Origin of the sequence: Isoptericola sp. NPDC019693, assembly GCF_044389085.1 — a bacterium.
Lineage (GTDB): Bacteria > Actinomycetota > Actinomycetes > Actinomycetales > Cellulomonadaceae > Isoptericola.
Window position 1 is genome coordinate 583,779 of sequence record NZ_JBIRXP010000004.1, and the last position, 14,456, is coordinate 598,234.

Here is a 14,456-nt window from a genome sequence, read left to right on the forward strand (position 1 = left end):
TCGCGGGCGAGGCGGACGCCTCGACCTCGACGATCGCCGCCGCCCTCGAGACGATCACGGCCGACGGCCTGAGCACCTCGACGGTCACGGTGACGCTGCGCGACGCGCACGGCAACCTCGTGACCGGCGCGGGCGACGTGGTCCGCATGGCCACCACCGCCGGGTCCCTCGACGCGGTCGCCGACAACGAGGACGGCACGTACTCGGCCGTCCTCAGGTCGTCGGAGACGGCCGGCACCGCCACGGTGTCGTTCACCGTCGACGGCGCGGCCGGCGACGAGACCGTCGACGTGACGTTCGCCGCGGGCGCGCCGAGCACCGTCGCGTCGACCATCTCCGCCGACCCGGCGACGATCACCGCGGACGAGGAGTCGACGTCGACCGTGACGGTCACGCTGCTCGACGTGCACGGCAACCCCGTGACCGGCGCCGGCGACGTGGTCGAGCTGGCCACCACCGCCGGGTCCCTCGGCGAGGTCACCGACCACGAGGACGGCACGTACACGGCCACGCTCACATCGTCGAAGACGGCCGGCACCGCCACGGTGTCCTTCACCGTGGACGACGAGGACGCCACCGCCACCGCGGACGTGCTCTTCGCCCCCGGGGCCGCGAGCGCCGCGACGTCGACCATCGCCGCCGACCCGGCGACGATCACCGCCGACGGCACGAGCACCTCGACCGTCACCGTCACCCTGCGCGACGGGAACGGCAACGCGCTCACCTCCGCGGGCGGGGTCGTGACGATGGCGACCGACGCGGGCACCCTCGCCGACGTCACCGACCGGGGCGACGGCACCACGACGGCCACGCTCAGGTCGGCCACCACGGCCGGCACCGCCACCGTCACCTTCGCGGTGGACGGCGTCGACGCCGAGGAGTCCACCGAGGTGGACTTCACGGCCGGCGCGGCGAGCGCCGCGACCTCGACGATCGCGGCCTCCCCGGCCTCGATCACGGCCGGCGGCGCGGCGACGTCCACGGTCACGGTGACGCTGCTCGACGCCCACGGGAACCCGGTGGGCGCGTCCGGCGGCACGGTCCTCATGTCGACCGACGCCGGCTCGCTCGGCGCGGTGACGGACCACGAGGACGGCACGTACTCGGCCGCCCTCACGTCGGCGACGGCGGCGGGCACGGCGACGGTCACCTTCACCCTCGGGGGCGTGGCCGCCGAGGCGAGCACGCAGGTGGCGTTCACCGCGGGCGCCGTCGACCTCACCACCTCGACGATCGTCGCGGACCCGACCACCCTCACGGCCGACGGCGCGAGCACGTCGACGGTCACGGTCCGCCTGCTCGACGCGCACGGCAACCCCGTCGCGACGGCGGGCGACGTGGTCGAGCTGGCGACGACGGCCGGCGACCTCTCCGACGTCACGGACCAGGGCGAGGGCGTCTACACCGCCACGCTCCGGTCGTCGACCGATGCCGGGACCGCCACGGTGACGTTCACCGTGGACGGCGAGGACGCGGAGGCGAGCGCCGACGTGGCGTTCGTGGCGGGGGCCGTCGACCTGACGACCTCGACCATCGTGGCCGACCCGACCACCCTCACGGCCGACGGCGCCGCGACGTCCACGGTCACCGTGACGCTGCTCGACGCGCACGGCAACCCCGTCGCGACGGCGGGCGACGTGGTGGAGATGGCGACGACGGCCGGCGGGCTGTCCGACGTCACGGACCAGGGCGAGGGCGTCTACACCGCCACGCTCACGTCGTCGACCGACGCCGAGACCGCCACGGTGACGTTCACCGTGGCCGGCGAGGACGCGGAGAAGAGCGTCGAGGTGGCCTTCGTGGCCGGCGAGGCGAGCGTCGGGACGTCCACGATCGAGGCCGACCCGGCCACGATCACGGCCGACGGCGCCGCGACGTCCACCGTCACCGTGACCCTGCTCGACGCGCACGGCAACCCCGTGGGCGCCTCGGGCGGCAAGGTGACGATGTCCACCACCGCGGGTGGGCTGGGCACGGTCACCGACCACCAGGACGGCACGTACAGCGCCACCCTCACGTCGGCCACGACCGCCGGCACCGCCACCGTGTCGTTCGCCCTGGAGGGCGAGGACGCGGACGCCGAGGCCACGGTCCGGTTCGTCGCCGGGACCGGCGACGCGACCACCTCGACCATCGAGGCGGACCCGACGTCGATCACCGCGGACGGGACGACCACCTCCACGATCACGGTGACCGTGCGCGACGCGCACGACAACCTCGTGACCGACGGCGCGGCCGTCGAGCTGGGCACGACCGCCGGGACCCTCGGCGACGTCGAGGACCAGGGCGACGGCACCTGGACGGCGACCCTCACGTCGTCGACCACGGCCGGGACGGCCACCGTGACCTTCACGGTGGGCGGCCAGGAGGCCGAGGACTCCGCCGCGGTGACGTTCACCGCGGGGGCCCCCGACGCCGCCACCTCGACCGTCGAGGCCGACCCGACCGCCATCACGGCGGACGGGGAGTCCACCTCGACGATCACGGTGACCCTGCGCGACGCGCACGGCAACGTGGTCCCGGGGGCGGGCGAGGTCGTGGTCATGGCGAGCGACCTCGGCGACCTGTCCGGCGTGACGGACGTGACCGACGGCACCTACACGGCCGTGCTCACCTCCGACCCTGCGGCCGGCACCGCCACGGTGACGTTCACCGTGGACGGGGAGGAGGCGGAGAAGAGCGTCGAGGTGGCCTTCGTGGCCGGCGAGGCGAGCGTCGGGACCTCGACGATCGCCGCCGACCCGGCGTCGATCACCGCGGACGGCACCAGCACGTCGACCGTCACGGTCACCCTGCTCGACGCGCACCGCAACCCGGTGGGCGCCTCGGGCGGCACGGTGACGATGACGACGACGGCCGGCGAGCTCGGCGAGGTCACCGACCACGGCGACGGCACGTACACCTCCGTCCTCACGTCGGCGAGGGAGGCGGGCACCGCCACGGTGTCCTTCGCGCTCGACGGCGCGGACGCGGAGGCGACGACCGACGTGGCCTTCGTGGCCGGGCCGGCGGTCGCGGGCCGCTCCACGATCGGGGCCGACCCGGCCACGATCACGGCGGACGGCGCGAGCACGTCGACGGTCACGGTGACGCTGCGCGACGCGTACGGGAACCCGCTGACCGCCTCGGGCGGCGTCGTGACCATGACGACCGACGCGGGCGACCTGTCCGACGTCGAGGACGAGGGCGACGGCACGTACACCGCCACCCTCACGTCGACCACGCTCGTGCAGACCGCGACGATCGGCTTCGCGCTGGACGGCGCGGACGCGGAGGACACCACCACGGTGCGCTTCGTGGCCGACGCCCCCGACGCCTCGACGTCGCAGATCGCGGCCGACCCGGTCACGATCACGGCGGACGGCGAGAGCACCTCCACGGTCACGGTGACGCTGCGCGACGGGAACGACAACCTCGTGACCGGTGCGGGCGACGTCGTCGCCCTGGCCACCGACGCGGGCCGCCTGTCCGACGTCAAGGACGAGGGCGACGGCACGTACACCGCCACGCTCACGTCGTCGACCACCGCCGGGACCGCCACCGTGACGTTCGCGGTGGACGGCGAGGACGCGGACGCCACCACCGAGGTCCGGTTCGTCGCCGGTGCCGCCCACGCGGGCAGCTCCACGATCGTCGCCGACCCGGGGACGATCACCGCCGACGGCACCAGCACCTCCACGGTCACGGTGACCCTGCGCGACGCGTACGGGAACCCGCTCACCGCCTCCGGCGGCAAGGTGGCCATGGCGACCGACGCGGGCACCCTGTCCGCCGTCACGGACAACGGCGACGGCACCTCCACCGCCGTGCTGGAGTCCGCGACGTCCACCGGCACCGCCACCGTGACCTTCACGGTGGACGGCGAGGACGGCGGCGAGGCCGCCGAGGTGCGGTTCGTGGCCGGCGAGGCCGACGCCACGACCTCGCAGATCGAGGCCGACCCGACGACGATCACGGCCGACGGGAGCGCGACGTCGACCGTCACCGTGACGCTGCGCGACGCGCACGACAACCTCGTGAAGGGCGCGGGCGACGTCGTGTCCATGTCGACCGACGCGGGAGAGCTCGGCCCGGTGACGGACCAGGGCGACGGCACCTACACCGCCGTCCTCACGTCCTGGACCGAGGCCGGGACCGCCACGGTGTCGTTCGCCGTGGCCGGCACGGGCGCGGACGAGACCGCCGAGGTGGAGTTCGTCGCCGGCACCGCGAGCGCGACGACGTCGACCATCGCGGCCGACCCGGTGACGATCACGGCGGACGGCTCGAGCAGCTCGACCGTCACCGTGACGCTGCGCGACGTGCACGGCAACCTGGTGAAGGGTGCGGGCGACGTCGTGGCGATGTCCACGAAGGGCGGCACCCTGTCCGGGGTCACCGACCAGGGCGACGGCACGTACACCGCCACGCTCACCTCGTCGACCAGCGCGGGCACGGGCACCGTGTCCTTCGAGGTGGACGGCGACGCGGGGAAGACGACCGCGACGGTGGCGTTCGTCGCCGGCGCGGCCGACCCGGGCTCCTCGTCGATCGAGGCCTCCCCGACGACCCTCACGGCCGACGGGACCAGCACCTCGACGGTCACCGTGACCCTCGTCGACGCGCACGGCAACCCGCTGACCACCTCCGGCGGCGCGGTCACGCTCACCACCGACGCGGGCACCCTGTCGGACGTCACCGACCACGGCGACGGCACGTACACGGCGACCCTCACGTCGTCGAGGACGGCCGGGACCGCCACGGTCACGTTCGCCGTGGACGGGGACGCGGGCGGCTCGGTCGACGTGCGGTTCGCGCCCGGCGCGGCCTCGGCGGCCACGTCGACCATCGCGGCCGACCCGACGCACCTCACCGCCGACGGCGAGTCCACCTCGACGATCACCGTCACCCTCCTCGACGCGCACGGCAACCCGCTGGGCGCCTCGGGCGGCACGGTGACCATGTCGTCCGGCGAGGCCGACCTGTCCGGGGTCACCGACCGCGGCGACGGCACGTACACGGCGACCCTCACGGCGCCGACGACCACCGAGCCGCCGGCAGCCACCGTGACCTTCACGGTGGGCGGCACCACGGCGGACGCGACGGCGACCGTGACCTTCGAGGCGGGCGTCCCGTCGACCACCACGTCGACGATCGAGGCCGACCCGGCCGAGATCACCGCCGACGGCTCCAGCACGTCGGCCCTCACCGTGCGGCTGCGCGACGGGCACGGCAACCCCGTGACCGACGCGGGCGACGTCGTCACCATGGCGACGACCGCCGGCAGCCTGTCCGGCGTCACCCACCAGGGTGGCGGCGTGTACACGGCGACGCTGACCTCCGCGACGGCGGCCGGCACCGCGAGCGTGAGCTTCGCGGTCGACGGTGCGGGCGGTTCCGCGCCCGCCCTGGTGACGTTCGTGCCCGGCGCGCCCGACGCGTCCCAGGCGACGGTCGAGGCGTCCGCGACGGACGGCCTGGTCGCCGACGGCGAGTCGGCCTCCACCGTGACCGTCACGCTGTACGACGCGCACGGCAACCGGGTGACCACCGGCGGCGCGAGCGTCGCGCTCTCGGCCGCGGGCGGCGACCTGTCCGACGTCACCGACCACGGCGACGGCACGTACACCGCGACGCTCACGTCGACCACGGCGGGGACGGCCACCGTCTCCGCGAGCGTGGGCGGCACGAGCGCCGGGTCGGTGGACGTGACGTTCCGGGCCGGGGCGCCGTCCGGAGCCACGTCCGAGATCACCGCCACGAAGGACACGATCGAGAACGACGGGGTCGAGGGATCGGAGATCACCGTCACGCTGCGCGACGCGCACGGCAACCCGATCGCGGCGGCCGACGTGGCGATCAGCAGCACGATCGGCTCCGTGAGCGACGTGCGCGACGACGGGAACGGGGACTACACCGCGACCCTCACGTCGCGGACCACCGGCATCGCGACCGTCTCGTTCAGCGTCGGGGGCACCGTGTTCCCGAGCACCGTGGACGTCGAGGTGAAGGACGAGACGCCCCCGGCGGCGCCGATCATCACGTCCCCGGCGGACGGGTCGAGCGTGCCCGTGCGACCGGTCGTCTCCGGCACCGGCGAGCCCGGCGCCACGGTGACCGTCGTCGCCGCCAGCGGCACGGTGCTGGGCACCGCGACCGTGGGCGAGGACGGCACGTGGACCCTGGTCACGACGCGTGCGCTGCCCGAGGGCCCGACGACCCTCACGGCGACGCAGGCGGACGCGGCGGGCAACGTCAGCGGCGAGTCGGCCCCCGTCACCGTGACGGTCGACGACACGCCGCCCCCGGCGCCCGTGCCGAACGCCACGAACGGCAAGGACGTGAGCGGCACCTCCGAGCCGGGCACCACGGTCACGGTGCGCGACACGGGCGGCAACGTCCTGTGCGTCGCCGAGACCGGCGCCGACGGCACCTTCCGGTGCACGCCGGACACGCCGATCCCGGCCGGGACGCTGCTGGTGCTCACCGCGACCGACGAGGCGGGCAACGTCTCCGAGGAGTCGTTCGTCCGGGTGGGCGGGCCGACGCTGACGCTCGAGCTGGACGTCGCCGAGCGCGGCGACACCCAGGTCGCCCACGGCGGCGGGTTCCTGCCCGGCGAGGAGGTGAGCGGCGTGCTGACCTCGACCCCGGTCGACCTCGGGGCGCAGACGGCCGACGCCACCGGCGCGGTGACCTTCACGGTCACCCTGCCCGAGGACCTGGAGGCGGGCACGCACCACGTGACCCTCACCGGGGACGCGAGCGGCGACGTGCGGGCGGCGTTCGAGGTCGTCGTGCCCGCGCCGGACGAGGAGGAGACGCCGGCCGCCCCCGCGGGTGGTGGCGGCACCTCCACCCCGGGCCGGCCCGCGGGCCCGGCCACGGTGCCGGCGCCGTCCGCGGACGACCCCGACCGGTCGTCGGGCTGGCTGCCGCGCACCGGTGCCGACGTCGCCGGCCTCGCCGGTCTCGCGCTCCTGCTGACCCTGCTCGGCGCCGCCCTCGTGCGGCGCCGGCGGGGCGGGCAGGAGGACGGGGCCGCGCGCGGCGGCGACCCGACGCCGTAGCCTGGCGGGCATGGACACCGAAGAGCGCCTTGCCGTCTTCCTCGACTACGAGAACCTGGCGCTCGGCGCCCGCGACCACCTGGGCGGGATGCAGTTCGACTTCAAGCCCATCGCGGACGCGCTCGCGGTGCGCGGCCGGGTGGTGGTGCGGCGTGCGTACGCGGACTGGTCGTACTTCGACGAGGACCGGCGCATGCTGACCCGCCACCAGGTCGAGCTCATCGAGATGACGCAGCGCATGGGGGCGTCCCGCAAGAACGCCGCCGACATCAAGATGGTGGTCGACGCCATCGAGATGGCCTTCGAGCGCGAGTACATCACCACGTTCGTGATGTGCACCGGCGACTCCGACTTCTCGCCGCTGGTGCACAAGCTGCGCGAGCTCGACAAGAAGGTCATCGGCGTCGGCGTCGAGAACTCCACCTCGCGCCTGCTGCCGCCGGCCTGCGACGAGTTCCTCTTCTACGACCGGCTCGAGGGCGTCGACGTGCCCGACGAGTCCGAGGCGCCCGCGCCCAAGCGGTCCGGTCGCGGCGGCAAGGGGACCGGGCGGTCCGGCGGCGGCCGCGGCGGTCGCGCCAAGACCCCCGCCCCCGCGGAGGCGCCGGCCGAGGCGCCCGAGCCCGAGGCCGTGGCACCGGCCGAGGAGGCCGCACCTGCGACCTCCGGCACGACGTCGGGCACCCGCCGTCGCAAGAAGGCGCCGGCCGCGGAGGTCCCCGCCGAGCCCGCGGCGGACGCCGTCGAGTCCGTGGTCGAGACGGACCTCGAGCAGGAGGACGCCGCGCCCGCGGGCGAGGACGCGACGATGGAGGTCCGGGTGGCGCAGACCCTCGCCGACCTGCAGGCCTCGACCAGCGGTTCCGTCACGGCGTCGATGCTCAAGCGGACGCTGGTGCGCAAGGACCCCACGTTCAGCGAGTCCGACTACGGCTTCCGCACGTTCGGCGAGTTCCTGCGTTTCCTGGCCGATCGCGACTTCGTGGTGCTGTCGGACGGGCCGTCGACCGGCGACCCGGAGGTGGCGCTGCCCGCGCAGCAGGACACCGAGGGCGCGTTCGACCTGCTGCGCCAGGTGGTGCGCGACGCCGGCGGCAGCGCGCCGCTGTCCGGGCTGAAGAACGAGGTGCGCAAGCGCCGCCCCGACTTCTCGGAGAAGGCGCTCGGCTACCGCGGGTTCCTGCAGTTCGCGAAGGGCGCCGCAGCCGCCGGCGCCGTCGCCCTCGCGTGGGACGACGACGCCGACGACTACCTGCTCACCGCGAGCTGACCGCCCGCGGGCGTGCTCAGCGCCCGACGAACGCGAGCAGCGCCGCGTTGACCTCGTCGGCGTGCGTCCACAGCAGGCCGTGGGGCGCGCCCTCGACCTCGACGTACTCGGCGTCGGGGACGGCCTGGTGGAAGCGGCGACCCGTCGCGTCGATCGGCAGGATGTTGTCCTTCGTGCCGTGCAGGATCAGGGTCGGCAGGCCCGCGTCGCGCACCGCCTCGACGTCGGGCCGGAAGTCCTCGATCCACGTGGGGACGACGGCGTAGGCGGCGACGGGCGCGGAGCCCACGGCCGTGCCCCAGTTGGCCCGCACGACCTCCTCCGAGATCCGCGTGCCGAGGTTCTCGTCCAGGTTGTAGAAGTCCCGGTAGAACTGCGTGAACCAGGCGTACCGGTCGCTGCGGGCGGCGTCGACGATGCCGTCGAACACCGACTGCGGCACGCCCTCCGGGTTGTCGTCACGCTGCACCAGGAACGGCTCCAGCGAGGCGAGGAACGCGAGCTTGGCGACGCGCTCGTGGCCGTGGTTGCGCACGTACCGGGCGAGCTCGCCGGTGCCCATGGAGAAGCCGACGAGGATCACGTCGCGCAGGTCGAGCGTGGTCAGGACGGTGTCGAGGTCCTTCGCGAACGTGTCGTAGTCGTACCCGGAGCCGACCTTGCTCGACGCGCCGAACCCGCGGCGGTCGTACGTGACGACGCGGTAGCCGGCGGCGAGCAGCTCGCGGGTCTGGAGCTCCCAGCTGTGCCCGTCGAGCGGGTAGCCGTGCACGAGGACGACGGGCTGACCGGAGCCCTGGTCCTCGTAGTAGAGCTCGACGTCCGTGGTGTTCTCCTGACCGACGGTGATGTAGCCCATGTCCGTGCTCCCTCTGAGGAAGGGGGAGAACGATCGTTCTCCCGCTGACCGCTACAGTAGAGAACGATGGTTCTCTACGCAAGGGGAACGGGCCGACGAGAGGGTGAACGATGCTCGACGAGGTGACCGCGCGTGACACCGTGGTGGCGGCCGCGGACCGCCTGTTCTACGCCCGCGGCGTCCAGGCCGTCGGGATGGACGCCGTGCGCGCCGAGGCGGGCGTGTCGCTCAAGCGCATCTACACGCTGTTCCCCTCCAAGGAGGACCTCGTCGTCGCCGTGCTCGCCCTGCGCACCCGGCAGTGGGCGGACGGCGTCGAGCGCGCGGCCGCGACGGCCACCACGCCGGGCGAGCGGATCCTCAGCGTCTTCGACTTCCTCGACGAGTGGTTCCGCGAGGACGGCTTCCGCGGGTGCGCCTTCATCAACTCGTTCGGCGAGCTCGGCGCCACCTCGCCGCGCATCGCCGCGGCCGTGCGCGGGCACAAGGAGGCGTTCCAGGAGCACGTGCTCGGGCTGGTGCGCGAGGTCGGCCTGCCCGACGCCGTCGCCCTCCAGGTGGTGCTGCTCGCGGAGGGCGCCCAGACCACCGCCGCGATCACGCACGACGCCGACGTCGCCCGCGAGGCGCGCCGCGCCGCCGCGTCCCTGCTCGCCGTCGGGGGCGCGCGAACGCCCTGATCACACGCCCGCAGACGGGCTGCGGCAAGGCGAGGCGGAGCAGGGGGCACAATGGTGCGGTGACCTACCGGTTCCTGCGCCTCGTCCTGTCGCTCCTGGTGTACGTGCTCCTGCGCCCCCAGGTGACGGGACTGCACAACATCCCGCGGCGTGGTCCGGTGATCCTCGCGAGCAACCACCTGTCGTTCATCGACTCGATCATCATCCCGCTCGTCGTTCCCCGGCACGTCACCTTCATCGCCAAGGCGGAGTACTGGACGGGCCGCGGCCTCAAGGGCCGGGTCTCGCGGTGGTTCTTCACCACCATGGGCCACATCCCCGTCGACCGCGAGGACCCGCGCGCCGGGCAGCGGTCGCTCGACGACGCCCTCGTCGTGCTCAAGCGCGGCGGCGCCTTCGGCATCTACCCGGAGGGCACCCGCTCCCGCGACGGCAAGCTGCACCAGGGCCACACCGGCGTCGCCTGGCTGGCGCTCGCCGGCTCGGCGCCGGTCGTCCCGGTGGCGCTGCGCGGCACGGACAAGGTGCAGCCCGTCGGCAAGCGGCTCCCGCGCCCGAGCCGCGGCATCCAGGTCCACTTCGGCGCCCCGATCGACCCGTCGCGCCAGCTCACCGCCGGCGCCCGGCCGGCGCAGGTGCGTCGCGAGCTGACCGACCACGTCATGTCGTCCATCCACAAGATGAGCGGCCAGGAGCTCGCCGCGTGACCCACCCCTCGCCCCCGTCTCGATCGAAGGGCGAGGAGGTGCAGCGCCTCTTCGACACGGTCCCCGGCTACTACGACCGGATGAACCGCCTCATGACCGTCGGCCGCCATGCGTCCTGGTGCCGCGACGTCGCGCGCCGGGCGCAGCTGCCCGCCGGCGGGTCGCTGCTCGACGTCGCCACCGGCACGGGCGTCATCGCCCTCGAGGCGGCGCGACAGTACCCGGGCGCCACGATCCACGGGGTCGACTTCTCCGAGGGGATGCTGGAGGGCGCGCGCGCCAAGCCCGGCGCCGACGCCGTGACCTGGCAGTTCGCCGACGCCAACGCCCTGCCCTACGACGACGCGTCGTTCGACGCCGTCACGCACGGCTACCTGCTGCGCAACGTCGAGGACGCCGAGCGCGTGCTCGCCGAGCAGCTGCGCGTGCTGCGGCCCGGCGGACGCGTCGTGATCCTCGAGACCTGCCCGCCGCGCGGCCTGCTCCGGGCGCCCGTGACCCTGGGGGTCAAGGTCGTCATCCCGCTGCTCGGCCAGCTCGTGGCGCGCGACAAGAAGTCCTACACCTACCTCGAGGAGACCACGCTGGGGTTCAAGTCCCCCGAGCAGGTCGCCTCCATCCTCTGGCGGCTCGGGTTCGACGACGTCACCTGGCGGCGCCGGTTCCTCGGCACCCACATGATCGTGAGCGCCCGCAAGCCGTCGTAGCACCAGTACCCTCGCGCCGTGAGAGTCACGACTCCGGGCGGCGACACCTTCCGCGTGCACCGCCGGTGGCTGCCCTGGCGGCCGCGCATGCGCGATGTGGACGCCACCTCGTCCTCGCCCTGGGACCTGGCCGACCTCGACGGGGAGCTGCCGGTCGTGGCCGTGGTCCTGCTCGGCGTCGCGGTCGTGGTCCTGCTCCCGCTGGTCCTGCTCACCCTGCTGTTCCTCGGTGAGGCTCTGGTCCTGCTGTTGCTGCTGCCCGCGTTCGTCCTGGCGCGGGTGGCCTTCGGCAAGCCCTGGACCGTCGAGGTGAGCAACGGGCGCAAGGTCGTCCACGCCGAGCCCGTCGTGGGCTGGCGCGCCGCGGGGGAACGAGCCCGCGTGCTGGCAGCGGAGCTGCAGGCCCGGACGTGGGAGCCGAGCGGGGACGTCGGCGGGCGTCAGGCGCGGTAGACGTCGGCGAGCCGGTCGGCGAGCTCCGCGCCGTCGGCGCCGTGCACCAGCGGCGCACCCGGTTCCGGCCGGCCGCGGGAGGCGCGTGGACGGGCGCCGTCGACCTGGCGGATGGCGATCGCCACCACGCGCCCGGGCCAGCGGGCGGACGCGCGCACGTACACGTCCTCGTCGAGCTGACCGGCGTCGCCGAGCAGCAGCCAGCGCACCTGGGGGAAGGCCGTCATGAGCCGGTCCAGGCTCTCGCCCTTGTGCTGCGGGCCGCTGCGGAACCAGCCCGTCTGGGTGGGGCCCCAGTCCGTGAGCAGCAGCGGGCCCGGCGGGAAGCCGTGCCGGTCGAGGAACCGCGCCAGGGTGCCGGCCGTGTTCCACGCGCCGTTGGAGAGGTAGACGAACGGGGCGTCGGGGTGCTCGGCGGCGATCCGCCGGTACAGCTCCGGCATCCCCGGCACGGGCCGGCGGGCGCTCGCCCGGGTGACGAACGTGTTCCACGCGGCGACGAACGGCCGGGGGACGGCGGTGACCATCGTCGTGTCGTCGATGTCGCTGACGACGCCGAACGTCGCGTCGTCGCCCACCACCTGCACCGGGGCGACCACCGGTGCGACGACCGAGGCGGCGCCGGGACCGGCGTCAGTCCCGGCGCGGAGCGCGGTGAGGGTCGCGTCGTGCCGACCGGGTGTCAGGGGCGCGTCGGGGGGCAGCGCGACCTCGACGTCCACGTACCCGGCGCGGTCCGTCGCGACGTCGACGACGGCGCCGCCGACGGTGACGCGCACCGGCTCGCCGGGGGAGGGGAGCGTGAGGTAGCTGCGCAACGGGCGTCGGTCGGCGTGCCTGATCGGCGACAGCGGGCCCCGCGCCCGGGACGGCGGCACCAGCAGCACGCGCCCCAGCACCCGGACGTCGCGCGGCGTGCCGTACCCCGTGGACGCGAGCACGCGCGGCACCCAGCCGCGGCGGCGCAGGAACGCCCCCGCCACCGCGCACCACCAGTCCTCGATCAGCGCGGCGACGTGCGGTCGCTGCGTGGGTCGCGGGGCGGGCTGCTGCGTGACGGGGGCGTGCGGGCCGGGCATGTCCCGATCGTCCCTGGTCCGGGGCGGTGCCGCGCGTCGGCGCGCGGCACCCGGGCGGGTCACTGCGCCTTGACGGTGTCCTGCACGTAGGCGAACCACTGGGGGGCGAACTGGTCCGCGTCGAGGTTGCCGTACTGCATCTCCTCGGAGAGGCGGGCCATCTCCACCTCGATCTCGCCGTATCCCTCCACCGGGACGGGGGCGGGCTCGGTGACGTCGTCGGCGTGGGCGTCCTCGTAGTCGAGCAGGCGGGCGTCGGGCGACCCGTCCTCGATCTTCATCGCGTCCTTCTGCGCGTCCGTCGCGGGGACGCCCTTGCTGGTGCCGAAGATCTCGCCGACCTGGGGGTCGTTCGTCATGAAGTCGATGAACGCGGCCGCCGCGTCCGGGTGGGACGAGCTCGCGGACGCCGAGAGCATCACGCCGGCGTGCCAGTACATCTTCTTGCCGTCGTCACCGGTGGGGATCGGCATGAGCTCCAGGTCCTCGCTGCCGAGCTCCGCGGTGTAGTTGGGCATCAGCGTGTCCCAGTTGGCCTCGGCCACGACCTCGCTGGAGTTCAGGCCGGTCTTGGGCTCGAGCTGCGCCGCACGCTTGGCGGGGAAGAACGCCTGGGACTCGCGCAGCGGCGCCCACAGGTCGGCCCAGGCCTGCACGTCCTCCTGGGTGAACGAGATCTGGCCGTCGTCGGTGAAGGGAACCTTGCCCTGCTGCACCAGCCACTGCAGGAACCACGGGTTGTTCCCCGTCATGTCGCCGATCGGGTACACCTGCGGGTCGTGCTTCGCACCCGCCTCCGCGACGTCGGCGAACCACTGCACCAGGTCGTTCCACGTGTAGCCCTCGGCCGGCGGCTCCATGCCGAGCTCCTCGAGGAGCTTCGCGTTGTAGATGATCGACTGGGTGTTGAGGCTGACCGGGACGGCGTAGGTCGTGCCCTCGATCTGGCCCGACGCGAGAGCGGTCTCGTCGACGCCGCCGGTGTCGAGGTTGACGCCCACCTGGCCGTCCAGCTCGGCGAGCTGGCCCGTGGCGCCGTACTGCCGCACGTAGCCCGCGTCCATCTGGACGACGTCAGGCAGGGCGCTGCCCGCCGCCTCGGTGGAGCGCGCCGTCCAGTAGTCGTCCCAGGACTGGAACTGCGTCTGGACGGTGATGTTCGGGTACTTCTCCTCGAACGCGTCGATCGCCTTCTCGTACCGCGCGGCGCGGTCGTCGTTGCCCCACCAGGCGAACGACAGCGTGATGTCCTCGTCCGTGGAGACCTTGGCGGCCGGGCCGGCGTCCGCCCCGCCGTTGCCGCAGGCGGCGGTCAGGCCGACCGTGACGGCGATGGCGGCGACGGCGCCGGAGAGTCGTGCGAGCTTCATGGTGTTCTTCCTCCGTCCCGCAGCTCTGCGGGGGTCGGGCCTGGGCGGTGGTGCCCGCCGCGGCTGGTCGGTGTGTCGGTGAGGGTGGTCCGGGCGCGGGCGTCAGCCCTTGAGGCCTTGGGTGGCGACGCCGTCGACGATGTAGCGCTGGAAGAGGATGAAGAAGATCATCACGGGCAGCAGGGCCAGGACGGCCATGGCCATCTGGGCGCCGTAGTCGGACACGCTGGTCTGGTCGACGTAGAGCCTGAGCGCGATGGGTAGCGGGTAGAGGTCGGGCTT

Annotated in this window: 9 protein-coding genes and 1 pseudogene; 6 read left to right on the forward strand and 4 right to left on the reverse strand. The window is 73.9% G+C overall.

Annotated elements, in window-relative coordinates; all coding sequences use genetic code 11:
- Positions 1 to 7,049: invasin domain 3-containing protein (locus ACH436_RS15095; protein WP_430561006.1), on the forward strand; the 7,049-nt coding region annotated here is incomplete at its 5' end.
- A gap of 10 nt (positions 7,050 to 7,059) precedes the next feature.
- On the forward strand, positions 7,060 to 8,319 hold the full coding sequence (locus ACH436_RS15100) for an NYN domain-containing protein (protein ID WP_430561007.1): 1,260 nt from the start codon (positions 7,060 to 7,062) through the stop codon (positions 8,317 to 8,319).
- Between the two features lie 16 nt (positions 8,320 to 8,335).
- Here ACH436_RS15100 and ACH436_RS15105 read toward each other — a convergent pair whose 3' ends face one another.
- On the reverse strand, positions 8,336 to 9,178 hold the full coding sequence (locus ACH436_RS15105; protein ID WP_430561008.1) for an alpha/beta fold hydrolase: 843 nt from the start codon (positions 9,176 to 9,178) through the stop codon (positions 8,336 to 8,338).
- A gap of 110 nt (positions 9,179 to 9,288) precedes the next feature.
- On the opposite strand from ACH436_RS15105, the gene ACH436_RS15110 reads away from it, so the two are divergent.
- The 4 genes from ACH436_RS15110 to ACH436_RS15125 are packed head-to-tail and all read left to right on the forward strand — an operon-like array spanning position 9,289 to position 11,725.
- On the forward strand, positions 9,289 to 9,858 hold the full coding sequence (locus ACH436_RS15110; RefSeq protein ID WP_430561009.1) for a TetR/AcrR family transcriptional regulator: 570 nt from the start codon (positions 9,289 to 9,291) through the stop codon (positions 9,856 to 9,858).
- 59 nt (positions 9,859 to 9,917) lie between these two features.
- Positions 9,918 to 10,565, forward strand: a complete 648-nt coding sequence (locus tag ACH436_RS15115; protein WP_430561010.1) for a lysophospholipid acyltransferase family protein — start codon at positions 9,918 to 9,920, stop codon at positions 10,563 to 10,565.
- Positions 10,562 to 11,272 (forward strand): ubiquinone/menaquinone biosynthesis methyltransferase, encoded by a 711-nt coding sequence (locus ACH436_RS15120; protein WP_430561011.1) that lies wholly within the window; start codon positions 10,562 to 10,564, stop codon positions 11,270 to 11,272. The genes ACH436_RS15115 and ACH436_RS15120 overlap by 4 nt, the downstream gene beginning before the upstream one ends.
- An 18-nt stretch (positions 11,273 to 11,290) precedes the next feature.
- Positions 11,291 to 11,725, forward strand: a complete 435-nt coding sequence (locus ACH436_RS15125) for a hypothetical protein (protein ID WP_430561012.1) — start codon at positions 11,291 to 11,293, stop codon at positions 11,723 to 11,725.
- Here ACH436_RS15125 and ACH436_RS15130 read toward each other — a convergent pair.
- The 3 genes and pseudogenes from ACH436_RS15130 to ACH436_RS15140 all read right to left on the reverse strand — a co-directional run.
- Positions 11,713 to 12,804: an App1 family protein gene (locus tag ACH436_RS15130; protein WP_430561013.1), complete on the reverse strand. Its 1,092-nt coding sequence runs from the start codon at positions 12,802 to 12,804 to the stop codon at positions 11,713 to 11,715. The genes ACH436_RS15125 and ACH436_RS15130 overlap by 13 nt on opposite strands.
- 59 nt (positions 12,805 to 12,863) lie before the next feature.
- Positions 12,864 to 14,174, reverse strand: a complete 1,311-nt coding sequence (locus ACH436_RS15135; RefSeq protein ID WP_430561014.1) for an ABC transporter substrate-binding protein — start codon at positions 14,172 to 14,174, stop codon at positions 12,864 to 12,866.
- 102 nt (positions 14,175 to 14,276) lie between these two features.
- Positions 14,277 to 14,456: pseudogene (locus ACH436_RS15140) on the reverse strand (carbohydrate ABC transporter permease); the annotation flags it as partial.

Coding starts and splice junctions, on each gene's coding strand:
- ACH436_RS15100 (WP_430561007.1), top strand. CDS start 7,060: ATGGACACCGAAGAGCGCCTTGCCGTCTTCCTCGACTACGAGAACCTG.
- ACH436_RS15110 (WP_430561009.1), top strand. CDS start 9,289: ATGCTCGACGAGGTGACCGCGCGTGACACCGTGGTGGCGGCCGCGGAC.
- ACH436_RS15130 (WP_430561013.1), bottom strand. CDS start 12,804: ATGCCCGGCCCGCACGCCCCCGTCACGCAGCAGCCCGCCCCGCGACCC.
- ACH436_RS15135 (WP_430561014.1), bottom strand. CDS start 14,174: ATGAAGCTCGCACGACTCTCCGGCGCCGTCGCCGCCATCGCCGTCACG.
- ACH436_RS15105 (WP_430561008.1), bottom strand. CDS start 9,178: ATGGGCTACATCACCGTCGGTCAGGAGAACACCACGGACGTCGAGCTC.